This window comes from Gilliamella sp. Occ4-3 (genome assembly GCF_001690675.1).
Taxonomy (GTDB): domain Bacteria; phylum Pseudomonadota; class Gammaproteobacteria; order Enterobacterales; family Orbaceae; genus Gilliamella; species Gilliamella bombi.
This window is the reverse complement of sequence record NZ_LZHR01000050.1, coordinates 1-22,748: the sequence shown is the minus strand read 5'-3', so window position 1 is coordinate 22,748 and position 22,748 is coordinate 1. Positions and strand designations below refer to the sequence as shown.

Annotated in this window: 33 protein-coding genes and 1 tRNA gene; 13 read left to right on the top strand and 21 right to left on the bottom strand. The window is 35.8% G+C overall.

The window, feature by feature from the left end; all coding sequences use genetic code 11:
- The first annotated feature begins 290 nt into the window (after positions 1-290).
- From nlpD to A9G44_RS05555, 7 genes are all read left to right on the top strand, one after another.
- Positions 291-1,361 (top strand): murein hydrolase activator NlpD, encoded by a 1,071-nt coding sequence (nlpD, locus tag A9G44_RS05585; RefSeq protein WP_065609696.1) that lies wholly within the window; start codon positions 291-293, stop codon positions 1,359-1,361.
- Positions 1,362-1,479: 118 nt separating this feature from the next.
- Positions 1,480-2,232: a 2,3-diphosphoglycerate-dependent phosphoglycerate mutase gene (gpmA, locus tag A9G44_RS05580; RefSeq protein WP_034910929.1), complete on the top strand. Its 753-nt coding sequence runs from the start codon at positions 1,480-1,482 to the stop codon at positions 2,230-2,232.
- 113 nt (positions 2,233-2,345) lie between these two features.
- Positions 2,346-2,924: a thymidine kinase gene (locus A9G44_RS05575; RefSeq protein ID WP_034910926.1), complete on the top strand. Its 579-nt coding sequence runs from the start codon at positions 2,346-2,348 to the stop codon at positions 2,922-2,924.
- Between the two features lie 180 nt (positions 2,925-3,104).
- On the top strand, positions 3,105-4,313 hold the full coding sequence (locus A9G44_RS05570; protein ID WP_065609694.1) for an aldose 1-epimerase family protein: 1,209 nt from the start codon (positions 3,105-3,107) through the stop codon (positions 4,311-4,313).
- A 237-nt stretch (positions 4,314-4,550) separates the two neighbouring features.
- On the top strand, positions 4,551-5,144 hold the full coding sequence (locus tag A9G44_RS05565) for a UbiX family flavin prenyltransferase (RefSeq protein ID WP_065609692.1): 594 nt from the start codon (positions 4,551-4,553) through the stop codon (positions 5,142-5,144).
- A gap of 18 nt (positions 5,145-5,162) precedes the next feature.
- Entirely contained in the window at positions 5,163-5,600 is a 438-nt protein-coding gene (locus A9G44_RS05560) for a hypothetical protein (protein ID WP_065609690.1), read from the top strand.
- A gap of 665 nt (positions 5,601-6,265) precedes the next feature.
- Positions 6,266-7,675: a hypothetical protein gene (locus A9G44_RS05555; protein WP_143426323.1), complete on the top strand. Its 1,410-nt coding sequence runs from the start codon at positions 6,266-6,268 to the stop codon at positions 7,673-7,675.
- 554 nt (positions 7,676-8,229) lie between these two features.
- Here A9G44_RS05555 and fabB read toward each other — a convergent pair.
- Complete coding sequence (gene fabB, locus A9G44_RS05550) at positions 8,230-9,441, bottom strand: beta-ketoacyl-ACP synthase I (protein ID WP_034910913.1); 1,212 nt, start codon at positions 9,439-9,441, stop codon at positions 8,230-8,232.
- Between the two features lie 262 nt (positions 9,442-9,703).
- Between fabB and A9G44_RS05545 the strand changes: the two genes are divergently transcribed.
- Both A9G44_RS05545 and A9G44_RS05540 read left to right on the top strand, forming a co-directional pair.
- Positions 9,704-10,969 carry a putative DNA modification/repair radical SAM protein gene (locus tag A9G44_RS05545; protein ID WP_065574327.1) on the top strand — a complete coding sequence of 422 codons (1,266 nt, stop codon included), beginning with the start codon at positions 9,704-9,706 and terminating at the stop codon, positions 10,967-10,969.
- Between the two features lie 2 nt (positions 10,970-10,971).
- Positions 10,972-11,787: a TIGR03915 family putative DNA repair protein gene (locus A9G44_RS05540; RefSeq protein ID WP_034910908.1), complete on the top strand. Its 816-nt coding sequence runs from the start codon at positions 10,972-10,974 to the stop codon at positions 11,785-11,787.
- Positions 11,788-11,902: 115 nt separating this feature from the next.
- Here A9G44_RS05540 and A9G44_RS05535 read toward each other — a convergent pair whose 3' ends face one another.
- Positions 11,903-12,661, bottom strand: a complete 759-nt coding sequence (locus A9G44_RS05535; protein ID WP_065609686.1) for an MlaA family lipoprotein — start codon at positions 12,659-12,661, stop codon at positions 11,903-11,905.
- Between the two features lie 126 nt (positions 12,662-12,787).
- Between A9G44_RS05535 and A9G44_RS05530 the strand changes: the two genes are divergently transcribed.
- Positions 12,788-12,859: transfer RNA gene (locus A9G44_RS05530), tRNA-Arg, on the top strand.
- A 167-nt stretch (positions 12,860-13,026) separates the two neighbouring features.
- Positions 13,027-14,196 carry a tyrosine-type recombinase/integrase gene (locus A9G44_RS05525; protein WP_065609683.1) on the top strand — a complete coding sequence of 390 codons (1,170 nt, stop codon included), beginning with the start codon at positions 13,027-13,029 and terminating at the stop codon, positions 14,194-14,196.
- Here the strand turns inward: A9G44_RS05525 and A9G44_RS05520 are convergent.
- From A9G44_RS05520 to A9G44_RS05445, 18 genes are all read right to left on the bottom strand, one after another.
- A complete protein-coding gene (locus A9G44_RS05520) occupies positions 14,185-14,400 on the bottom strand; it encodes a helix-turn-helix transcriptional regulator (RefSeq protein ID WP_065609681.1) in 216 nt (71 codons plus the stop codon). The genes A9G44_RS05525 and A9G44_RS05520 overlap by 12 nt on opposite strands.
- Positions 14,401-14,457: 57 nt before the next feature.
- The gene (locus A9G44_RS05515; RefSeq protein ID WP_065609679.1) at positions 14,458-14,703 is read right to left on the bottom strand and encodes a hypothetical protein; all 246 of its coding nucleotides are present in this window, start codon (positions 14,701-14,703) and stop codon (positions 14,458-14,460) included.
- Positions 14,704-14,779: 76 nt separating this feature from the next.
- Complete coding sequence (locus tag A9G44_RS05510; RefSeq protein WP_065609677.1) at positions 14,780-15,082, bottom strand: hypothetical protein; 303 nt, start codon at positions 15,080-15,082, stop codon at positions 14,780-14,782.
- A complete protein-coding gene (locus A9G44_RS05505; protein ID WP_065609675.1) occupies positions 15,079-15,558 on the bottom strand; it encodes a class I SAM-dependent methyltransferase in 480 nt (159 codons plus the stop codon). The genes A9G44_RS05510 and A9G44_RS05505 overlap by 4 nt, the downstream gene beginning before the upstream one ends.
- 2 nt (positions 15,559-15,560) lie before the next feature.
- Positions 15,561-15,836, bottom strand: coding sequence for a hypothetical protein (locus A9G44_RS05500; protein ID WP_065609673.1), 276 nt, complete (start codon positions 15,834-15,836; stop codon positions 15,561-15,563).
- A gap of 110 nt (positions 15,837-15,946) precedes the next feature.
- Positions 15,947-16,396: a single-stranded DNA-binding protein gene (ssb, locus tag A9G44_RS05495; protein WP_065609671.1), complete on the bottom strand. Its 450-nt coding sequence runs from the start codon at positions 16,394-16,396 to the stop codon at positions 15,947-15,949.
- Complete coding sequence (locus A9G44_RS13805; RefSeq protein WP_257006583.1) at positions 16,386-16,511, bottom strand: hypothetical protein; 126 nt, start codon at positions 16,509-16,511, stop codon at positions 16,386-16,388. The genes ssb and A9G44_RS13805 overlap by 11 nt, the downstream gene beginning before the upstream one ends.
- Positions 16,512-16,513: 2 nt before the next feature.
- The gene (locus tag A9G44_RS05490) at positions 16,514-16,693 is read right to left on the bottom strand and encodes a hypothetical protein (RefSeq protein WP_065609669.1); all 180 of its coding nucleotides are present in this window, start codon (positions 16,691-16,693) and stop codon (positions 16,514-16,516) included.
- Positions 16,694-16,695: 2 nt separating this feature from the next.
- Positions 16,696-16,956 (bottom strand): hypothetical protein, encoded by a 261-nt coding sequence (locus A9G44_RS05485; protein WP_065609667.1) that lies wholly within the window; start codon positions 16,954-16,956, stop codon positions 16,696-16,698.
- The gene (locus A9G44_RS05480; protein ID WP_065609665.1) at positions 16,949-17,176 is read right to left on the bottom strand and encodes a hypothetical protein; all 228 of its coding nucleotides are present in this window, start codon (positions 17,174-17,176) and stop codon (positions 16,949-16,951) included. Before A9G44_RS05480 ends, A9G44_RS05485 begins: the two co-directional genes overlap by 8 nt.
- On the bottom strand, positions 17,169-17,702 hold the full coding sequence (locus tag A9G44_RS05475) for a DNA N-6-adenine-methyltransferase (protein WP_065609663.1): 534 nt from the start codon (positions 17,700-17,702) through the stop codon (positions 17,169-17,171). The genes A9G44_RS05480 and A9G44_RS05475 overlap by 8 nt, the downstream gene beginning before the upstream one ends.
- A 167-nt stretch (positions 17,703-17,869) precedes the next feature.
- Entirely contained in the window at positions 17,870-18,439 is a 570-nt protein-coding gene (locus A9G44_RS05470) for an Nmad5 family putative nucleotide modification protein (protein ID WP_065609661.1), read from the bottom strand.
- Between the two features lie 37 nt (positions 18,440-18,476).
- Entirely contained in the window at positions 18,477-19,082 is a 606-nt protein-coding gene (locus A9G44_RS05465) for a lambda exonuclease family protein (protein WP_065609659.1), read from the bottom strand.
- A complete protein-coding gene (locus tag A9G44_RS05460; protein ID WP_065609658.1) occupies positions 19,066-19,659 on the bottom strand; it encodes an ERF family protein in 594 nt (197 codons plus the stop codon). The genes A9G44_RS05465 and A9G44_RS05460 overlap by 17 nt, the downstream gene beginning before the upstream one ends.
- 116 nt (positions 19,660-19,775) lie before the next feature.
- On the bottom strand, positions 19,776-19,952 hold the full coding sequence (locus tag A9G44_RS13475; RefSeq protein ID WP_179854809.1) for a hypothetical protein: 177 nt from the start codon (positions 19,950-19,952) through the stop codon (positions 19,776-19,778).
- Between the two features lies 1 nt (position 19,953).
- Complete coding sequence (locus tag A9G44_RS05455) at positions 19,954-20,247, bottom strand: hypothetical protein (RefSeq protein WP_065609656.1); 294 nt, start codon at positions 20,245-20,247, stop codon at positions 19,954-19,956.
- A 94-nt stretch (positions 20,248-20,341) separates the two neighbouring features.
- Positions 20,342-20,638: a hypothetical protein gene (locus A9G44_RS05450; protein ID WP_065609653.1), complete on the bottom strand. Its 297-nt coding sequence runs from the start codon at positions 20,636-20,638 to the stop codon at positions 20,342-20,344.
- A gap of 85 nt (positions 20,639-20,723) precedes the next feature.
- Entirely contained in the window at positions 20,724-21,005 is a 282-nt protein-coding gene (locus A9G44_RS05445) for a hypothetical protein (RefSeq protein WP_065609651.1), read from the bottom strand.
- 482 nt (positions 21,006-21,487) lie between these two features.
- Between A9G44_RS05445 and A9G44_RS05440 the strand changes: the two genes are divergently transcribed.
- A complete protein-coding gene (locus A9G44_RS05440; RefSeq protein WP_065579793.1) occupies positions 21,488-21,769 on the top strand; it encodes an IS3 family transposase in 282 nt (93 codons plus the stop codon).
- Positions 21,770-21,780: 11 nt separating this feature from the next.
- A complete protein-coding gene (locus tag A9G44_RS05435) occupies positions 21,781-22,122 on the top strand; it encodes an IS3 family transposase (protein WP_179854808.1) in 342 nt (113 codons plus the stop codon).
- On the opposite strand, the gene A9G44_RS05430 is transcribed toward A9G44_RS05435, so the two are convergent.
- Positions 22,105-22,748: IS3 family transposase (locus tag A9G44_RS05430; RefSeq protein WP_065609647.1), on the bottom strand; the 644-nt coding region annotated here is incomplete at its 5' end. The genes A9G44_RS05435 and A9G44_RS05430 overlap by 18 nt on opposite strands.

The following is a 22,748-nucleotide window of genomic DNA, read 5'->3' as shown; positions in this document are numbered from 1 at the left end:
TAGAAAAATAGCTTGCTTATAACAAAATTAAGCATAAGCTGATTGGGATTATGCCTTTGGATAATAGAGAAATTATATTAGCTCAGTTTGAATTTTGATGGTTATAGAACGCAAGAATAATCAAATAACAAATTTAAGGTTTTCATCGTGAAATTCTAGATGAATTTATTGATTTAACTAATAAGTAATCAATATAATAGCGTTTTTACTATAAAAACGCTAAAATGTGCTGATAAAATAAGATGTATAAATGCTATTGAACGCAAAATAGTCAAAAACAAAATTTACGAATGAAAGGTGTTGCTTTGAAAAAAATACTTACATTAAGTTGCTTAAGTTTGTTGATTGTTGCTTGTACGCAAACTGAGCAGGCCGAAATCGAAGATATTTCTGGCGCAGGTGGATCATCAACTTCTTCTGTCTATACCAAACCACCTGCCAATATATCAACAGGCGGTAGAACTGTTTCTACTCCTGCTAACCACAACCTTCCATCATCAAAACGGGCGACGGTTTCAAATTCCAACACCGCTAACAATACTAGCACGGTGATTAGTAATGAGCGTATTGTCTATAATCGTAATTACGACGACATTCCAAAAGGCGGATACCAAGGCGATACTTACACTGTTAAACGAGGCGATACTTTATTCTATATTGCATGGGTAACTGGTAATGATTACCGTTCACTAGCAGCTAGAAATAATATCAAAGAACCATTTGCCGTTAATGTTGGACAAGTATTAGACGTTAGTGGTGGAACTGTTGTAGTAACACAAAAAACCACAACCAATAACACAACCACAAATAAATCAAACAACAATAATTCATCTGTAGTGATTGGACAAGCTAAAACTAAACCAACAATAACCAAAACAACAACGACTTCAATTACCACAATAGATAAAAATAAACGTCCAACAACAACTGAAACAACTGAAACAATTACTGAACCGCTCGATGATTCTACTAGAAGTCCAACTATAAATTCAAAGGCAGTCAATATTTCATGGCGATGGCCTGCACGAGGCAAGATTATTGAGAAATTCTCAAAGGCAAGCAAAGGTATTGATATTTCGGGTTCAATTGGCGATAAGGTTTTGGCTGCGGCTGATGGACGCGTTGTTTATTCTGGTAATGCGTTACCGGGTTATGGTAATTTAATCATTATTAAACATAATGATGACTATTTAACAGCATATGCGCATAACCAATCTATATTAGTAAAAGAACAACAAGCCGTTCGCGCAGGTGAGCAAATAGCCACAATGGGTGCAACTGGCACTTCGTCAGTTAGATTACACTTTGAAATTCGTTACAAAGCGCAATCAGTTGACCCGTTAAAATACTTACCCAAATAATAAACGTTTTGAGTCAGTCTGGTTGGCTCAAAACAAATGGACATGCACGGTAATAACCTAGCATGTCTATGACAGAATATACCAAAAATTTAATCTACGTAACAAAGGAGTTATATTCATGGCAGTTAAAAAATTAGTGCTAATTCGACATGGAGAAAGTGTTTGGAACCAAGAAAACCGTTTTTGTGGTTGGACTGATGTTGATTTATCTGATAAAGGTAACAAAGAAGCGGCTGAAGCAGGTAAATTACTTAAACAAGAAGGTTTCACATTTGATTATGCCTACACTTCAGTATTAAAACGTGCAATTCACACATTATGGCACGTTTTAGACGAAGTAGATCAAGCATGGTTACCTGTTGAAAAAAGCTGGAAGCTAAACGAACGTCATTATGGTGCATTACAAGGTTTGAATAAAGCTGAAACAGCAGCAAAATATGGTGATGAACAAGTAAAATTATGGCGTCGTGGCTTTGCAATTACACCTCCTGCACTTGAAAAATCAGATGAACGTTTCCCTGGTCACGATTCACGTTATAGCAAACTACCTGAATCAGAATTACCATTAACCGAAAGCTTAGCATTAACTATTAAACGTGTACTACCTTACTGGGAATCAACAATTGCTCCACGTGTAGCAAAAGGTGAACGTGTTATCATTGCCGCTCATGGTAACTCACTTCGTGCATTGGTAAAACATTTAGACAACATCAGCGATGATGATATTATCGAACTAAACATCCCAACTGGTGTGCCATTAGTGTATGAATTTGATGACAATATGAAAGTTATTAAACACTACTACCTAGGCAATGCTGACGAAATCGCTGCAAAACAAGCTGCTGTTGCCAACCAAGGTAAAGCAAAATAATTATTCAATAAACTATTAAAGAGGTAGGTTATTTAACTTACCTTTTTTATTATCCAAATTATCATTTTATTTAACCACTTTTATTGATTTAATCTAATTTCGAGAACTTAATTTTGTCTAAAATCTATTATATATATGGCGTAATGAATGCCGGAAAATCCACAGAGCTTTTACAAATTGACCATAATTATTTAAGTAATAATATGCAGACTTTATTACTTAAATCATCAGTCGATACTCGTGACTCGGCAGTTGAAATTGTTTCTCGCTTAGGATTACGCAAAAAAGCGTTACAGCTTGATGACACAACGGTTGATGAAATTATTGAGCATATCAAACAAAGCAATTATGCCTGTATACTAATCGATGAAAGCCAGTTTTTATCGCGTAATACTATTTGGAAGTTATCTGATGTATGTGACGAATATGGCGTACCAATCATGTTTTTTGGTATCAAAACCGATTATATGGGACACCTGTTTGAAGGTTCTAAAACACTACTTGAAATAGCCGACAATTTTAGAGAGCTCAAAACTGTATGCTGGTGTGGCAAAAAGGCAACCATGATCTTATTGGAAGGACAAGACGGTAAAATCGTTAAATTTGGAAATTCTATTCATCTAGGTGATAGCGAATACCACTCAGTATGCCGAAAACACTGGAAAGCAGGACAAATAAGACCTAAAAACTGAACCTCCTAATATTTCACACTTATTTCACTTTATAAATCACTTGTATATATACATATATGATTTTGGGAAAAGTGTGAATAAACTCTCATTTTTACGATTTTCTTTTTGTTGATTCTTTTTATTATATGTCATATTAACTGACACGATTCAGTATTATCTTGTTAACTATGAGGAATCACCATGAAAATCAAAATTATTTCACTAGCTGTTGTGATTAGTTTAGTTAGTTATAATGCCAATGCTAAAGAATTTGTATTAACTGATAACGAAAAAGGTATTGCCAAAGGTAATTGGTCAGTTTCGAGTCAAGATTTAGGAATAAAAGGTTCAAAATTCGCTATTCAAAATACGATCCTTAAAGGTGGTAAACAAGACGGAACTGAACTACTAACAATTTCTAGTGATAATTTCACTATTAAATTAATTCCAACTCGTGGATTAGGTATTTTGTCTGTTGTTGGTGATGGTGTTCGCATGGGATGGGATTCACCAGTAGATGAAGTCGTTCATCCTAAATATATTAACTTAGAAAGTCGGGCAGGGCTTGGTTGGCTAGATGGCTTTAATGAAATGATGGTTCGTTGTGGTTTTGAATGGACAGGCCATGCTGTGCAAGATAGTGGCATCATGTATACGCTTCATGGTCGTGCGCAAAATACACCTGTTTCTAAATTAATTGTTAATGTATCGGACAAAGCACCGTACACCATTACAGTTAAAGGGTTAATTAAAGAAAATACTTTCAAAAAAAGCAATTTAGAAACTTGGGCATCGCTGATCTATGTGCCAGGAAGTAGAGAATTTACGGTCCACGACGTTCTCACTAATAAGAGTGATTATATCCGTGATTATCAAATCATCTACCATAGTAATTTTGGTACACCTATTCTTGAAGATGGTGCTAAATTTGTTGCACCAGTTAAAGAAATATCTCCATTTAACGATTATGCAAAAGGTGGCCTTAATACGTGGCAAACTTATCTAGGTCCAACTAAAGATTTTGATGAAATGGTATTTAATGTTTATCCTTTTTCTGAGGAGAATGGCGAAACACAAGTTATGGTGACCAATAAAGCAGGTGATAAAGCAGCTGGTATTAGTTTTAATACTAAACAGCTACCCGTACTATCATTATGGAAAAATACCGATACCCTCAAGCAAGGCTATGTTACAGGCTTAGAGCCAGGCACCAGTTTCGCTTATCCAGTGACTATCGAACGTGAGCAAAAACGTGTACGTCAACTTAAACCAGGACAAAGCACTGAATTTACTTTAACTTATAGTTTATTATCTAGCAAAGATGCTGTAACAAAATATGAACAAAAAATAAAAGCTATTCAAGGTAAGCAAGAAACAAAAATTGTAAATGAACCAATAGCTAAAGAGTAAATTATTAAAAATGGCTACCAACCTTATATGGTAGCCATAAAACAACTTAATAATCTCAACACTTTTCCCTTATTTTAATATTCATGATAGTAGCCTTAGCTACTTGATTCGCTATCAATAGATAGGTATAGTCACTAAATTAATAACTAGCTTTAATATCACTTATTTTTGAATGTACAATATAATTTGTAGGCTAAATAAAATAATGATTAACAATTTTATTAATATAGGATAAACATGACTCTCCAGCGGATAGTGATTGGCATTAGTGGTGCAACAGGGTTTGCTTATGGAATAAAAGCGTTAGAGCTTTTAAAACCACTTGATATTCAGACTCATTTAGTAATATCAAAAGCAGCACAAATAACGCGCGCTTACGAATTTCCTAACACCAGCATAGCACAAATAGAATCACTAGCTGATAAAGTATATTCTGTCAACAATATTGGTGCGGCCATTGCAAGCGGATCGTTTAAAACTATGGGTATGCTAATTGCACCTTGCTCAATGAGGACTCTGGCTGCCATAGCACATGGCTTATCAGATAACTTACTTACTCGTGCTGCTGATGTTGCATTAAAAGAGCGTCGTCGCTTGGTATTAATGGTTCGTGAATCACCCTTAAATTTAACGCACCTAAAAAACATGGAAACCGTGACACTTATGGGTGGTGTAATATGCCCGCCAGTACCAGCTTTATATCAGCATATTGAATGTTTGGATGATATCATCACCCATAGCGTAGCAAGAGCACTTGACCTATTTGATATTAACATCCCATCGCTACCACGATGGGGCGAAGATCTGCACCTAAACACTAAAACCGAATAACACCAATAAATAAAAAATATGCAAGCCGACTCTAAAATCATAAAATTTATTAAAAATAACCATGTATTATCGTTAAACGTAATCTTACCTGACAACAAACCATGGGCATGTAACACCTTTTATGTTTTTGATGAATCGGTAATGTGTTTGTATCTTCTTTCCGAATTAAAAACTGAACACGCTAAAGCCATGTTAACAAACCCACTAATAGCGGGCACCATCAGTATTACGCCTAAGACGGTTGCACAGATCCAAGGGATCCAATTTCAAGCTCAAGCAACACGATTACAAAAACAACAAGCTGAGCATGCCTATGCGTTATATTATCGGGCATTTCCCTTTGCAAGAGTACTTAAAGCGCCAATCTGGGCATTACAGTTACATTATGTGAAAATGACGAATAATTTGCTGGGATTTGGGCGTAAAATTTATTGGAAAAAAGAAGAAGATTTTTAGATTTCTCTAAAAACTATAATCTTACTCCCCCTTCCTGTAATTAACTGATCTTCAATGGAAAATTCAATAAAATCAATGAACAACCTGAACGATTTTAGAGTAAGAAAGACGGATATAGCACCACAATGCTAATATGCCTACCTTATCAGAGCGTCAAAATATACCGATAACGAAATAAAGCTAGCACGCCAAACTGGGCTGTTGGGTGTGTTTGTGTTTTAGGTGTTATTAGCAATATTAATTATTCCACCAAAGGTCAAAATGTTTGAAATCTGACATCATAATTTAGTTAAAAAATTCACCTATTTTTATAACTGAATCATTTCTATCTTTATGTTTCTTTAAATTTATTTACATTTCTTTACAAAAAAGTCCGCCAAAAAACTAGCCAACTATTTTTTTTACGGCTATACTTTCACAGCTTTAGAAAAATAAGTGAATAATTATAAAAAATTGAAATAAAACAAAATATTACTTGACAGGTGGAACAAAATGCAGTACCCTTTTAGGCACAAGGCACAAGGCACAAGCACTGGCAAACCTATGTCTTAAATTTATCAAATAATCCTATTCGACAAGTTTTTACTCGAAATTTATTTATATCGTCGAAATCATTTCTCGAATTATTTTCGAAATTATCCACAAAACTATTTTCAAAAAATCCATTGGCAGTAGTGCCTTTGTTGTTATTGCCGTACTCTTTAGAATCGCAGGCTTTATCGGCCACGACTTCTGAGCGCATTCACGGTACTGCGCCTTATTTAACTATTGATGATGGTACTACTAAATTGACTACCACAGATGACTTATTAAGTATTAAGTTATCGGACGGTCGAATATTCACACCGCAAAATAATCCTTCATCATCAACAAGTCCGATTGTGTTACCAGCAATGGGTCAAAGTTTTGCTGATATAGACATGTTGGTTCCGCAATCAAGTAACTCAATAAGTATAAATGGATTAGTTGCACAGGGTAAGTGGGGTGATGATGATGGAGACGGAAATGAAGATAGTATAACAGCAAGTGGGGATATCACGCTGAGTATTACTGATAAAAATAACCAAACGGTTAATCGTAATGAAGTATTAACGATATGTAATGCGCCTTATAAAGTAGAGTTAAGTAGTACAGAAGGTTATTTAAAAACTTTGTATGGTGTACCAGATATTAATACCTTCACAGAAAGTCGTACAACATATTATATCAATCCAAAATCATCGGCAGCTATCTGTTTTGCAAGGCCGAATCTAATAGAAGGTAAAGATTATTTTGCTGGTCCAGTTGATATATGGAATCCAGATAAAGGGTTTTTGACTCAATCAGCTACGCCGATACAGTATGGTCGAAATTTTCCGACAACGGGTAGTGATGGATTGTATTTTGATTTAATCATAAGTGGCGTTGATAGCGAGCAGTTAACTTGGGCTCCAGTCACCCGTGGAGGAATAACTGCTACTGTGATAAAAACGGAAGCAAATTTGTGGGATTGGTGGCTTCCCAATGGAGAGAAAGTAACTCGCGTTATGTTAACAGGCCCTAAAGCAAGTGATGCTCAAAAACAAACAAACAGCCCAGGTCCAATTCCTAAACCAAATTTACCGCAGGTATTTGAACTAGAGGGTAAAGATAGTAATGAAAATGTGGTAGTAAGATATGGATTTGTTCTGCAAAAGTGGTTTGTGCATCGTGGAGAAAGCGATAATACTTATTTTAATCAAACATCTTGGTGTAATAGTGTAGGTTATCGTGTTCCACAGGTAAAGGATTTGACTAATGCAGTTTGTGCAGGTCTTTTGGGTGAAAATTGTAAAGGAGCTATTGGTGCTAAGCCATCTTCAAAAAATAATATGTACGAGCGCCATATAGGTGCTGGTTTTTTTGCGGAATGGGGTATGGTTTATTATTACTTCGGCAATAACAAGTCTATTTTTACCACTAGCATAACAAGCGACATTAGTGAATTCCACGGTTTGCCATACCTCGTAAGCGATGCTGCCTATGGTATGATATTCCATGCTTATAATGATCATCTAAATTCGAATATTTATAATGCGATTTGTGTCACTCCTTAGCATTTATTATTTGATATTTAATCTTTAGGGCGGGGGATTATAGAGTAAACAAGGTAACAAAGAACCAAGCCCCAACACAAGTTGGGGCGCTGAGTTTAATGACTAAAAGCCAAAACAACGCCCGACCGAAACAATTTTAAAGCTTGCGCTTTTGTTAAAAAGTCAAATTCAACGTAATAAAAAACTAGCTTATAAGTGTTTGATTTTATTTAAAAATGCAAATAAAAACTTCAATAAAATCAATAGCCTACCTGAACGATTTTAAAGTAAAAAACACACTTATAGCACCACAATGCTAATATGCTTGCCTTATCAGAGCGTCAAAGCCGAATGCAGATAATTATAAGGATGTCAAAAAGATGACTAAAATTGATGCTATAGTTAAAGCCGAAACTTTGCTTATTACTATTGGTTTTATTGATAAGATTGCTGCTGAATAAACACGGCTATTTTTAAGTAACGTTTTATAAATATTTAATTTTTATTATCAACCTTACAAAAAACCGTTCAATCTAGAACGGTTTTTATTGATTGATATTAATTAAATTTACTTATTAAGCTTTATATTTTTTCATTACAATTGAGGCATTAGTGCCACCAAAACCAAAGCTATTTGACATGACTGTTGTTAGCTCACGCTCGGTCGGTTCAGTAATAATGTTCATGCCGATTGCTGCTTCATCAAGTTCATCAATATTGATACTTGGTGTAATAAAGCCATGTTCTAACATTAATAATGAATAGATAAGCTCTTGCGCACCTGTTGCACTTAATGAATGACCAGTCATTGATTTGGTTGATGAAATAGCAGGGATGTTATCGCCAAATACTTGTTTGATTGCCCATAATTCTTTGACATCACCAACTGGGGTTGATGTGCCGTGGGTGTTGATGTAATCAACTGGTACATCTAAATCTTGAATGGCAAGTTGCATACAACGCATTGCGCCTTCACCTGATGGGGCAACCATGTCATGACCGTCTGATGTTGCGCCATATCCAACCAGTTCGCCATAAATATGAGCACCACGAGCAAGCGCATGTTCTAATTCTTCAACTACAACCATACCTGCACCGCCAGCAATAACAAAACCATCACGGTTTTTATCATAAGCACGTGATGCCTTTTCTGGGTTATCGTTATATTTTGTTGATAAAGCGCCCATGGCATCAAATTCGCAAGACATTTCCCAGCAAAGTTCTTCACCACCACCCGCAAAGACGATGTCTTGTTTGCCAAGTTGAATAAGTTCAGCAGCGTGACCAATACAGTGAACTGATGTCGCACAAGCAGATGTCATTGAGTAGCTAATTCCTTTAATTTTAAATGGAGTTGCTAAGCAAGCCGAAATTGCCGACGACATTGATTTAGTTACAGCATAAGGACCTACACCTCGTAATCCCTTTTCTTTCATTCCAGCTACTACATTGTATTGTGTTTTAGTTGAGCCACCATAACCAGCAATTAAGCCAGTACGAGGGTTAGAGACTTGTTCAGGGGTTAATTTTGCGTCTTCAATAGCCTGTTGTAAAGCAAGATAACCGTAAATAGAAGCATCATTCATAAAACGAACAACTTTGCGATCAATGAGTCCAGTAGTGTCAAGTTTTACATTTCCGCATACATGGCTACGCATCCCGCTATCTTTCATTTCTTGAGAAAAGGTAATACCACTACGACCTACTTTTAGTGATTCTAAGACTTCTTTAGTATTATTTCCAATACTTGAAAGAATTCCTAACCCTGTAATTACAACTCGTTTCATTTACTATTTAGCTCCTAAGTTATCTGGCTTCATATAAAAAAGTCTGTTGATTATAGCGTACAGTTGTAAGCTGAACAATACCTTGCCATGTTTTTATTTATATCTTTTGATATTGCCTTAATTCTTTATATAAAAGTAATCAAATCAATAGAATTGCCTACGTAGCGTAGGTAACAGTGATTTTGTCGACAATATTTACTTGCTAAGCTTTATATGATTATTATACACTGTATATATAAACAGTTATTTTAATGGGCACAATATGAACGAAAAAATGATAACTAAACTTGAGATATTAGCTGAATCGGCAAAATATGATATTTCTTGTTCATCAAGTGGCGCTTCAAGAGGTAATAAAGGTAAAGGCATTGGTAGTGCACATAAGTCTGGTATTTGTCATACATTTACTGCCGATGGGCGATGCGTTTCGTTACTTAAAATTATGCTCACTAATTATTGTATGTTTGATTGTGCTTATTGTATTAATCGTCAAAGTAATGATATTCCAAGAGCAGGTTTTACACCACGTGAGTTGGCTGATGTGACCATTGAATTTTATCGCCGTAATTATATTGAAGGTTTATTTATTAGTTCAGGCATTGTAAGAAGTCCAGATCATACCATGGAAAGAATGATTAAAGTGGTAAAAATTTTGCGAAATGAATATGGTTTTAATGGCTATATTCATATGAAAGCGATTCCTGGTGCTAGTAATGAGTTAATTAATCAAGCAGGTTTATTGGTTGATAGAATGAGTGTTAATTTAGAAATTCCAACTGAAGAAAATCTTAAATTATTAGCACCTGATAAAGATCATCAAAGTATCTATCAGCCTATGCGTCAAATACATCAAAATGTGTTAGAAAATATCGAAGATCGCAAAAAATTTCGCACTGCCCCCAAATTTGTACCAGCTGGGCAAAGTACTCAAGTTATTATTGGCGCAACCGATGAATCCGATAAACAGATTTTGCAATTAACCGCCAAGCTTTACAAACGACCAAGTATGAAACGAGTTTATTATTCGGGGTTTATTCCTGTGAATGGTTACGACAAGCGGTTGCCTGTTGTACAAGATGTACCAAGAGTGCGAGAAAATCGTTTATATCAAGCCGATTGGTTATTGCGTTTTTATGATTTTAATGTTGATGAAATTGTTAATGATCAATATCCTGATCTTGATTTAAGCGTTGATCCTAAACTGGCTTGGGCTATACGTAATCCGCAGTTTTTTCCCGTTGATGTTAACCGTGATAGCTATCAAAAAATTTTGCGAGTGCCAGGTATCGGTGTTAAATCGGCCAAGTTAATTGTGATGGCAAGACGTCATCGTAAGCTTACTTTTGATGCGCTTAAACGTATTGGTGTTGTTTTAAAGCGAGCAAAATTTTTTGTTGTTTGTCATGAAATGAGAAAATTTAAATTGCTTGATTCTTCGGCCGAATATATCCGACTATCGTTGCAAGATCCGCCTTTGTTAGAAGATAAACAAGATAATATTTCACAGCAATTAGTCATGGAGTGGTAGACATGTTGGCGTTTTATTATGATAAAAGCTTTGAAGGATTGCTATGTGCGGTATTTGATGCTTTTAAACTCAAAAAGATGCCTGAATGCCTGTTGGCTATTGGGCAGGTTCAACCGCTATTAGTGTCTAATAGGCATAATGTTGAATTTTGTGATCTTAAATATGAGCGTGTACGTTTGGCGTTAATTAATAAGATTAGTAAAGCGGCGCTTCGTCATTTAATGTATGTTTGGTTATCAGAATTGCCTGAAAGTGATTTAATTGTTTTTCGTTATATTTGCAAGGTATTTAAATCATCTAAATCAATCGAAACGGATTTTGCCGATAAAGATGTGTTATTTGTACATGATATTGCCAAAAAAGTTAGTCGGGAGCGACATCGTATAATGCAATTTGTACGTTTTAGTGCAATTGACAATCCTCTTAAAGATACGACAATGCCTAATGAAAGGGAAGATAAGATCTATTTTTCGAATATTGCTCCTATTTATAACGTATTGCCTTTGGTTCTTAAATTTTTTAAAGATCGTTTTGCCGATCAAAAGTGGGTTATATATGATGAAAAACGCAAATATGGTTATATCTATAATTTACACAGTATTGAACCGATCTCGCTCGTTGATAAAGATGATCTGATTATTAATAGTCAGGTGAATCAACATTACCTATCTAAGGACGAAGTACTATTTCAGAATATGTGGTTACGCTATTGTAATGCATTAACTATAAAAGAACGAATCAATCCTAAATTACAACGTCAGCAAATGCCAAGCCGATTTTGGCAATATTTGCCAGAAATGAAATCAATCTCAAAATAAATATGTAAATAAAAAATCATTAAATTAGTATCATCATAAATAAAAGAACATAAAAAACCGCCAATTAACGGCGGTTTTTAACATGATTTAATAAAAGCGTATAATTTAACAAAAGTTATTGTGAATCGATATCATTAATAACATCATTAATCGATTCTTCACGTTGTTTTTGCTTGCTTTCGTCCACTTTACCACCCGATGCCACAAAGTCATTACGTTGGAAGTAAGCATTACGCATAAAGTTATAAGGATCATCGCTATTTTTAATCAGATCTTCATACTCGATTGCCATTGCACGTGCTTCAACACCATTAATTACACCACGTGCCAACATCCATTGCCAATCTATCCAAACAAGTGGAGGATAAAGGGTGTCAACAATACCACCACCTTCTTCTCTCAATGTTGCTGAACCATAAAATGGCAGTACAACATAAGGACCATAAGGTACATCGTAATGACCAAGAACATCACCAAAAGTTCGTTTGCCGCCTTTTTGTAATTGTGGATCAGACATGCTAGCAACATCCATCAAACCAGCAAAACCGAAAACGGTATTTAAAAAGAATCGTGCTAAATGTGTTCCAGCTTTATGAACGTCACCTTGTAATAAGTTGTTCACCATTGAAGCTGGTTCAGAAAGGTTAGATGAAAAGTTAACTACACCTGTACGAACAGGAGACGGAACATAATCTTTCCAAGCTACTGCGGCAGGACGCAAAACATAGGGATCAAGCGCATAGTAGTTAACATCAAACATGGTTTTGTTAAAACCTGATAACGGATCACTATAGGAATTAGTTTCGGCTTGATAAGTAGCACAACTTGTGAGTGCCATTACAGAAAACATCATACCAACAATTCGTTTTTTCATAGTATCTTCGATTAAAAGTAATGAGGTTAATTATGATGCGATTGTATCATGATTACTTAAAATAGAAAATTTTTCGTTATTTAAATGGCATTATCTAATAAAATTTATTAAAATGTACAACCCTATGACCTCATAGTTAAATGGATATAACAAGCCCCTCCTAAGGGCTAGTTGCAGGTTCGATTCCTGCTGGGGTCGAGATCGCAAACAAGATTAAAAACGATACTCTACGATTTAAGCCTTATTTTAACAGTGTTTTAAGGCATTTCGACACGACTAAACACGATTCTAAACGATTGACAACGCAAACATTTAAACGGTATATTTACGGTATATTTTAATACCGTAATCTAAAATACCGTAACATGTTAACTATAAAAGCCATTGAATCAGCCAAGCCCAAGGAAAAACCGTATAAACTACCAGATTTTGAAAGTTTGTATTTGTATATTACACCATCAGGTACTAAATCTTGGCGTTACGATTATCAATTTAACGGTAAAAGAAAAACGTTAACAATAGGTAAATATCCGTATATTAGTTTATCGGATGCGCGCAATGAAAAAGAATTGGCTCGGCAGATGCTTGCTCACGGTAAAGATCCAGCTGTCGAGAGGAAAAGAAAATCTTTACTTGCAAATATATCTCAAGGTAACACTTTTGAGAAGATAGCTATTGAATGGTTTGATACAAAAAAACGGAATTGGTCTATCAATACCAGAGAAATGATTATTCGGTATTTTGAAAGAGATATATTCCCGTTCGTTGGCGATATGGATATTGCGCAAATCAAGCCTCTAGAAATGCTAAACTGTTTAAAACAAATAGAAAATAGAGGCGCATTGGAGATTGCAAAAAAAATGCGTCAACGATGTACCGAAGTTTTTCAATATGCAATTATTACAGAGAAAGCGGAAAACAATCCTGCGCGTGAATTAGCTAAAGCCATGATCACGCATACGCCAGAAAATTACGCATTTTTGATGGAAGATGACATGCGCGAGTTCTTGAAGGCTCTGCAATCGTATTCAGGTAATATTTTGGTTCGTTATGCTACAGAATTATTAATATTAACGGCTGTCAGAACCATGGAATTATTGAGTTGCAAATGGGAGTATGTTGATCTTGAGAAAAAATACATAATACTACCCAAAGAATCAATGAAAAAATCACGCGTTCACGTGGTTCCGCTATCTAATCAGGCTATTAATATTCTTAAATTTTTACAACCAATTACAGGGCGGGGAGAATATGTTTTTTCTGGTAGAAATAGCAGTTCAAAACACATGTCTAACGGCGCTATTTTGGGTTTAATAAAACGGTTGGGATTTGCTAATCGTGCAACTGGTCACGGATTTAGACATCAGTTTTCAAGTGTGTTAAATGAGCATGGTTTTAATCGTGACTGGATAGAAAAACAATTAAATCACGAAGAAGGGAATGTGCGTGGTATTTACAATCACGCACAATATTTGGAGGGGCGCAGGGAAATGATGCAATGGTATGCGGACTATATAGATAGCCTAACCGCATGATTGATATTCTTGTTCTTTTTGGGCGAGATAAGCGTTGATGGTAGACAGCTTCCAACGCGGATGTCTACCTAAATATAAATCGGGCCTTGGAAATTCTCCTTTCGCCACCCATTTGTCTAACGTGGTTTGATCTAATCCGCCCATGTAGCCGCAAACCTGTGATTTGCTATATCTTGGGTCTTCAATTGTTAAATTATTTACCATTATTTACTCCTATAATTTTCTCATCTCTCATCAACAAATAACACTCAGCAATAACAATTATCTCTCTTTGCTTTTTTGTGTAGCTAGTGCTTTTTTAACAGTGTCTTTTACCAGCTGTCTTTGACACGCTCTTTTATATTTTTTTTGGAACGTTTTAAAATTATTTCCGTCCCGATTAGCGTCTTCTACAAAAACATCATCATCAGCGCCCTCGCATTTATTAAAATACTCTCCGAATGCGGTGCAAATAGAATCATATTCAGCTGGAGTTACGCTTATTGTTACCGACCTACGTTTTTTCATTTCTCACCTTTAATATTTCGCCAAATTTGGCGTTAATTCATTGGACGTTACCTCCCGCAATGAGGGAGGATATTGTTTAACATTCTTCGATTTTTACGTCATCTGGGCATTCAATTGTTAAAGCGGGGCTGTAATCGTGCTCATGAGTCAACTGAATATTCCAATTTGGAATTGGTATACCCTGATCTATTTGGGCAACGCCAATCATCCAAACGCCGGGAGTAACGTACTCACCGATGACGTAAAACTGATTTTCGCCGGAACTAACTTTATATCGCGCTAGTTCATCGAAACAGTCGATTTCTTCGACAGGTTTTCCATTTATTGATACACTAAAAATATCGTCGCTGTGACCGATGAAAGTTAATTGTTTAGTCATAATTGTTTCCTCTTAATAAATGATATCCAATGAGTGTTGGACCTTTTACCGCTGATGTGTCCAAAAAGCGGTTCGTATTCTGTCAATGCCAAAATCTCTTTAACTGGTATATCTGTTTCGTTCCATTTAAAGATTAGCGTGCCGTTAGTTTTTAGCACTCGAAAGCATTCACTAAAGCCTTTTCTTAAATCATCTTGCCAAGTTGACTTATTAAGTTGTCCATATTTTTTTGCTAGCCAACTGTTGTGGCCAACTTTGATTAGATGGGGCGGATCGAAACAAACTTGATAAAAAGTTTCATCATCAAACGGCAGGGCAGTGAAATCGACTTGCACATCTGGATTGATGTTTAATACTCGACCATCACACAAAATATGACTCTCATTTCGCTTATCACAAAACAAAACTCGATCATCGAGTTTGTTAAAATAGAACATGCGAGAGCCACAGCAAACGTCAAGAACTGGTTTGTTCATGATTATTTCCTTTTAATTACAGCTTTTACTGGTTCGACCATACAGTTATCAGCAAACACTTCTCCTTGACCGCTAATAAGATTGATTGCGCATCCGTTAGTTATTTCGTGTACACCTTTAGATGAGCATTTGAAAACAAACGACAGAATAATCGGGTCTAATTCAATCTTCATATAAAGCTCGTTATCAAACAAGAAAACATAACCATAGTCGATATGTTGAAATTCGATTTTGCCGTGGTTAAATACGGATTCATCAATTTGCATAATTATTCCCATAAAAAGTATCTACGCCAAATAATCAGCGTGATATTTGTAAAATTAATAGAATAGGGTGGTTGTTCAGTGAGTTATTAACAGATTTTGTGGGTAACTTTATAAGCCATTGATTAAAAAGGAATATTGTCATCTATAAACTCATTTTGCTGAGCTGGTGCAGCTGGCGGTTTAGATTGTTGCGGCGGTTGCTGACTAGTGCTATCACTATCACGACTACCTAAAATCTGTAAAGTACCACCAATAGGGTTAACTACAACTTCGGTTGTGTAACGATCTTGTCCTGATTGATCTTGCCACTTTCTTGTTTGTAATTGTCCTTCAAGATAAACTTGCGAACCTTTTTTACAGTATTCGCCAGCAATTTCAGCTAATTTACCGAAAATAACAACGCGATGCCATTCAGTACGTTCACGGTATTCATTGGTTTGTTTATCTTTCCATGATTCTGATGTTGCGACACTTAAATTAGCAACTGCGTTACCATTTTGCATGTAACGGACCTCTGGGTCTTGCCCTAAATTGCCTACTAAAATTACCTTGTTTATCCCTCTATTTGCCATTTTCTTGCTCCAGTTGTTTATCAATTTGTTGCTGTATTTTTTCAATTTCTTTAACGCAAGCAATAGCCTTTTTTAATAGTTCAGTTCGTGTTAATGGGTTTTTATCTTTAATCATAATTACTCCTTGACACCTATTCCAATCTCTACAAGATCTGGAAAATAAGAATCAACTAACTCTTGTTCGTAAGCATTTTTATCTTCCGCGGCTTCATATTCAGCTTTATCAACTTCTATTTCTACTTCATTGTATGACGGACCAATTCGCGCGCTCACTACAAACGTTATTTTTTCTGACATAATTACTCCTTAGGTAGCGGTATCTCATCTGCATAAATCCAGTGAGTTATTTCATCGTTATCATGCCTAGACCATTTACCAATATAATCATCTATCCACTCGTCGAATTCTGCGTGTTCGTCGTACCAGTCAAATGTTGTTGACTCACATAATTCACCACAATTATTTAAAAACCTAATACGTACGATACACAGCTTTTGAGCAATGCCGTTTTCTTTTTCTGGCACGTTATCGGGATATTTACGCCAATTTAATTTAGTCACTTCTCACCTCCGTTAAATCTGTTTCTGGTACTAGTTGAATGCTAATAAACCCGTCTATAAAGACAGGAACGTGATACCACGGGCACATAACACCCGATTCATCATATGCATAATAAATATCATTATTTGCGATTTCTGTTCTCATGCCGTTATATAAAACAGGGTCGAATAAACTAAATTGTGGCAGCGGTAAATCAACGTCATATACTTTTTCACTCACTTAAACCTCGCTTATAATTAACAATTACATTTCCACAGTGAAACGGCACAATAAGAATCAAACAGGTATCAAAATTACAGTTATTGACCGATTTTTCACCGTTCGGCAATAAATACTGATAACGACCGTCGGGAACATAAATAATATAGTTTTGACCATGTACGTTGTCACTCCACGCTTTTGTTGCAGGAGTGTATGGCAGGACCATTAACACTTGCTGACTCCATTTGTTAACTTGTTCTACTGCCTTTTGGAAAAACTCCCATTTCCGTGAAAAAGGAGGGTTGCAAAATGAGGTGATACTTGGGTTACTAGCTAAAAACCATAAATTACTCTCTAACGCATTGTTAGATTCAGTTATATAACAAGTTGCGCTATTTATTTTCACATCTTCACTTGAGCAACATACATCAGTACCAAAGCCTTTTATGTTAAGCAGTGTTAACGCATCATTGATCAATAATTCTGACGTTCGCCAGTAATCTTTATTCTGCTTCTCTGTTTGTGATTTGTTTAGAATAGCCATTTTAAAACTCTCTGATGTAGTAATTTGGTGGGTGTCACTCTGTCGCCAACGGCGTGACTACCGTCATGTCAAACAATACGGCCTGTATATTTCAAACTAGTGCGCTACTAAAAGGAGGACAGGTCTCTGCTAACACTAATCATCAACGCATATACCAGACGTTATTTTTAGCTTGCTGTTATACCTAGCTTTTTATTTAAATCTTCAACTACGACGGCAGGTAAATTGGCTTTAATAACATTCACTTGTATACCGTCTAAAAAGTTGACTGATTCTGGCCATATTTCCTGTAATTTTTTTAGAGTTGCACAACTATTTAAGATAGCCATAATTTCATACTCTAAGTTATTTTTTTGCCCTGTTAATTTTTCGAGCTGATTCTGTAATGATAAAAAACGTTTTGAAAACTCATGATTAGCTGTGTATACCGGATACTCTTTTAATTCGTAAAAATCACGCTCAGGCGGTAATGTTAGACATGCGCTTAACCCAGCAAAATAACATGTCACGTAGTTGCAAGTGTAAAAAACACCACCTCTATAAAATGGCAACCCTTTGCCGCGGGCTCTTATCTCATCCGCTTCTTTTAGCTGTTCAGCAGTCACGTTATCGTTATAAACATCAAGAGCTAATTTAGATAAATTTTCATTTGCTGTTTTCAGCTCTTTATTTACTAGCGATTGATCAATTGCATTTTTACAAATTTGCTCTTTGATAGTTTTAGTTAATCTTGTCATAATTCTTTCCTTTTAAAAAAAACCGTCACTAGGACGGTTATGCGGCTTCTATTTGTTTGATACGCTCATCTAGTTCTTGCAAAAACTTAATTACTTCTGCTTCTATTTCTTGAGCTAATACTTCGTCGTAATGAATTCGTATGCACCTAAAACTCAAATTATCTGGTAATCTATCGTCATAACTGACAAAATCGCACCATTTTCGACCTGTGCACATCATTTGCCATTGCATTTGCAAAATGTACTCACGCTTTGGCTTTTTTGTCTGCATGAATTCTAGGTGTGTCCACGTATTTGGGCATTTGATTTCAATTAAACCATCATCGTTTACCAAACCATCAGGGCTAGCGCCAGCGTTTGCAATTGTAGGGTGGAGGATAAAACCAACCTCGCTTACCTTGCAAAGGTTTTCAAGCTCGTAGCAACGTCTGGCTTCAGGTTCTAATTCAGTGCCTCGTTGCATTGCTGCGTTAGAGTATGATTCGGTTGGTTTTTCTGTTAGCCGTTCGCAAATTAGCTGAGCCATGTAATTTTGACGGCTAGCTGCATAGCCGTTTTTTGTTTTTGTCATCACATCGCTAATTTTGCTTGCTGTTACTTTACCAAGCCTAGCCTGAAACCACTCATCAGTTCGCTGTTCCATGTTCTTTTGCCTTGTTTACAAATTCATTCATTTTATCTGTCCCAATTATTTCGCGTTGTTTTTTTGTTAGTGATTTCCAAAAATCACGGAATAAATCAATGCCATTAACAACGTGCTGTTCACATAATGATAAAAGTAGATTTAGATATTCAGGATCGACTTTATTGCTATTTATTCGTCCATCCATGTCCTCGTCTGCTGTTGTGATTCCGAGTGCGCCAATTAATGTGTATCTCTGTAAATAAGTGACAGTTGAACCGATCGCTTGAACATCATTTTTATTGCCAGATTTATCCGGAGATGCGCTCATCGTAGTGGATTCACTGTGTCCGTCTAAATGACTAACGATGCAAGAAACGGTTATCCCATTACTATGATCTTGCTCAAATCTAATACTTAATCCGTTGTTAAATAGAACATCTTTAATTTGAGCTATAATGTCGCCTAAAGGAGTATATTTGCAGTTATGCCCAGCTTTCTTTTTTGTTAGAGTTGGACATTCTTGCTGGAATTTGGCTAGTGCACGATTAAACTCTTTTTGCGCTTGTGATTTTTCCCAACGCTCTTGCAAGTCCATCAGCTTTTCAAGGCTCGCTATGTCCGTACCTTTTGTAATTGCTTTGTCAATTAAATTTATTGGTAAAAAAATCAGTATTTGCTTGAATAATTTCTGTTGCCATTTTTATATTTCCTTTAATTAGTCGCTACTTCTAACATCCAATGAATCAGCATAAACAACCCGCCGAATGTCACAATTAAGACACAAAAAAGGGCGTATATTTGCTCGCCCTTAGTCATTCTGTAATTAATATTAAATCGGTCTGTTTGATAAACATTACAGCCGACATGATCAATCGGTATTGTGTTCATGCTATTTCCTCAGCTCTTCGAAAAACCAATCTGTTATGTCTTCGTTATTTTTACTAATGCGAAATGGTTCCAGATCATCCCAACACAAACCGCATCCATATTCCGCATCTTGCCCAATAAATAAAGGCTTTTCCTGTAACATCAGGTCAGGTAAGCACGACGCAGACGCTCCATGAGACCAGTTAACTTCTGCATCCAAGCACGCGTTTAATACTAATGCCACTTCGTGCTCAGTTTCACATTTAACATACCAATCTTGCAGTGTTAATCGCTCAATAATCTTTTTACTTGTCATTGTTTAATCCCCCGTAAATTCCTAACTGCTAATTCTGTAAAAAAGCCCGTTACTCAATTCACGGGCAAATATGCTTAAGAATAAAAGGGCGCTTTTAAGGCAGGCGCCAAGCCGTTTCGGGTCTCAAAACTAAATTAAAATAGATGATTCTTCTTGCAAAAACTATAGCGCTATCTAGCGATGTCATAAAATTTGAGCTAATTCTTATTTCATTTTTTATTGCGCTCTTTGCGTTTGTATATGTAGCTATACCAAGCTCAGCTTTGACAGATAAAATCAACTCAGCAAAATAATCTATGATGTAATCGTCATTATTTGATTGAATATTTTTAACAGCATCAGATATTAATTTGTTAGTTAAATCGCTAGCTTCTTTAATTTTTTTATTCATTTAATGAATCCCTCAAAAAAAGCCCTCAAAAGAGGGCAAAGGATTTGCATGTACTCGTCTTTCCGAGTTGTCAGAATTCGTTAGCTTAATAAAATGATTTTTTATTTTTTTCATTAAAAATAAATTCAGCTTTTTCATAACATATGAGCTTTAATGCTTTTTGAACTGAATCAGTGTCAACATCATCCCAACCAAACGCTTTCATTATTTTTTCTTCAATTTCTAGATAATCACTATCGCTGAGCTTGTCATAAAGCTTGTTTGACTGAGCTTTAATTTCTGCTTCTTTAGCATCTTGCATTTCAGAATGCTTCATCATGTTGCAATAAGCATTTTCGTAACCATTTTCTACAGCTCTATGTAACATAATCTATCTCCTTTCTTATGCTTCAAATTCAAGCGCACTTAATAAAATAAGCTTGAGTTTGAAATCTAATTATTTATCGTGTCTTATTGCCGTTCTTCATGAACCCGCCAAGCACCCGACGCAGGGTTTTAAGTCGCGCCGTTCGACTATTTATCAAAACCGTTCTATTGCTTAATTGTTTGTTAAGTTGATTTGATGTAATTATTACAACATAAGTTGTTATTAACATTAACACCTAAAGTTGTTATTATTTTTAATCAAGTTGTTAAGTTGTTGTTTTTATGCAATTGAATTTTGTTTGATTGCTTGTTTTTTAATCTGTAGAGGGTTTTGAAATTGTGAAGGGGAATTTTAGGCGTGAAAAAAGCGACTAAAGTCGCTATCTATGAAAAATAAAATTACTTTACATTATTGATCCTCGCCAAAAAAGTGGACAAAAGTCGCCTCTATGATATAAATAAAAATCATAGGAGACAAATATCATGGTCAAAAAATTTAGTATCGAATTCAAACAACAATCAGTGGATTATGCGTTATCTAATGCACACCTTTCTATCAGCGAACTTGCCAATCATCTAGGTGTGGGTAAATCAACCCTAGATAAATGGATTAGGCAACTTTCCCCGAATAAAACTAGCCGTCGAGAGTTAACCGCTGAGCAACAGCGGATTATGGCGTTAGAAAAAGAGATTAAAGAACTGAAAATGGCTAATGATATACTAAAAAAGGCGCATGTGTACTTCATCAACAATCCAAGTCGATGAAGTACGCTTATATGAAAAATCATTTAACCTGCTATCCCGTTACTAGGATATGCTCATTACTTGGTGTCAGTTCATCGGGTTATTATGCTTGGTTAAAAAGAGCAAACAAATCAGCTAAACTCAGCGAGTATATTAAAAAGCAGTATTGGCAACATAATGCCCGTTTGGGTGCGCCAAGCCTGCTTTATGATGCAAGGGAAGCGGGCTATCAAGTTTCAGAAAGGACAATTAGCCGTGTTTTGCAACAATTGGGATTACAGAGTAAAGCAGCACGTAAATTCAAGTATAAAACAGATGTAAATGCCCCAAACTTAGTACACAACTCACGTAGAAAATTAAGCTGCTTGTTTTAGTGTTTTATACTCAATCGGTGTCATGTTATTTAATGCCTCATGCGGTCTTTCGGTGTTATAAATCGTTAGCCATTCTTCGGTTATTTTCCTTGCTTGTGCTAAGTTGTTAAAAAGATATAAATCGAGTACTTCAGTACGATAGGTACGATTAAATCGTTCAATATAGCCATTTTGATAAGGGCTACCAGGCTGGATATAATCAATGGTTATATTATGTGATTTAGCCCAGTTTATAAAGGTTTTTCCTGTAAATTCTGGCCCATTATCGACCCGTATTTTTAATGGATATCCATGATATTCAGCCAGTTTATCTAAGTAACGGGTAATCCTTCCTGCTGGTAAACTTACTGCAATATCAATCCCTAGCGCCTCACGATTAAAGTCATCGATAACATTGAATGTCCTAAAGCGACGTTGATTACGGCTACTATCACTCATAAAATCCATTGACCAACATTCACCTTGTTTATTAGGCACCAATAGCTTTTCCGGGCATCGTGGAGGAATGCGTTTTTTTCGTTTTACTCTGAGATTAAGCTTTAATTCACAATACACCCGATAAACACGCTTATGGTTCCATTGATAGCCGAGCTTTCTGATACGATTAAAGCATTTAGGAAAGACCC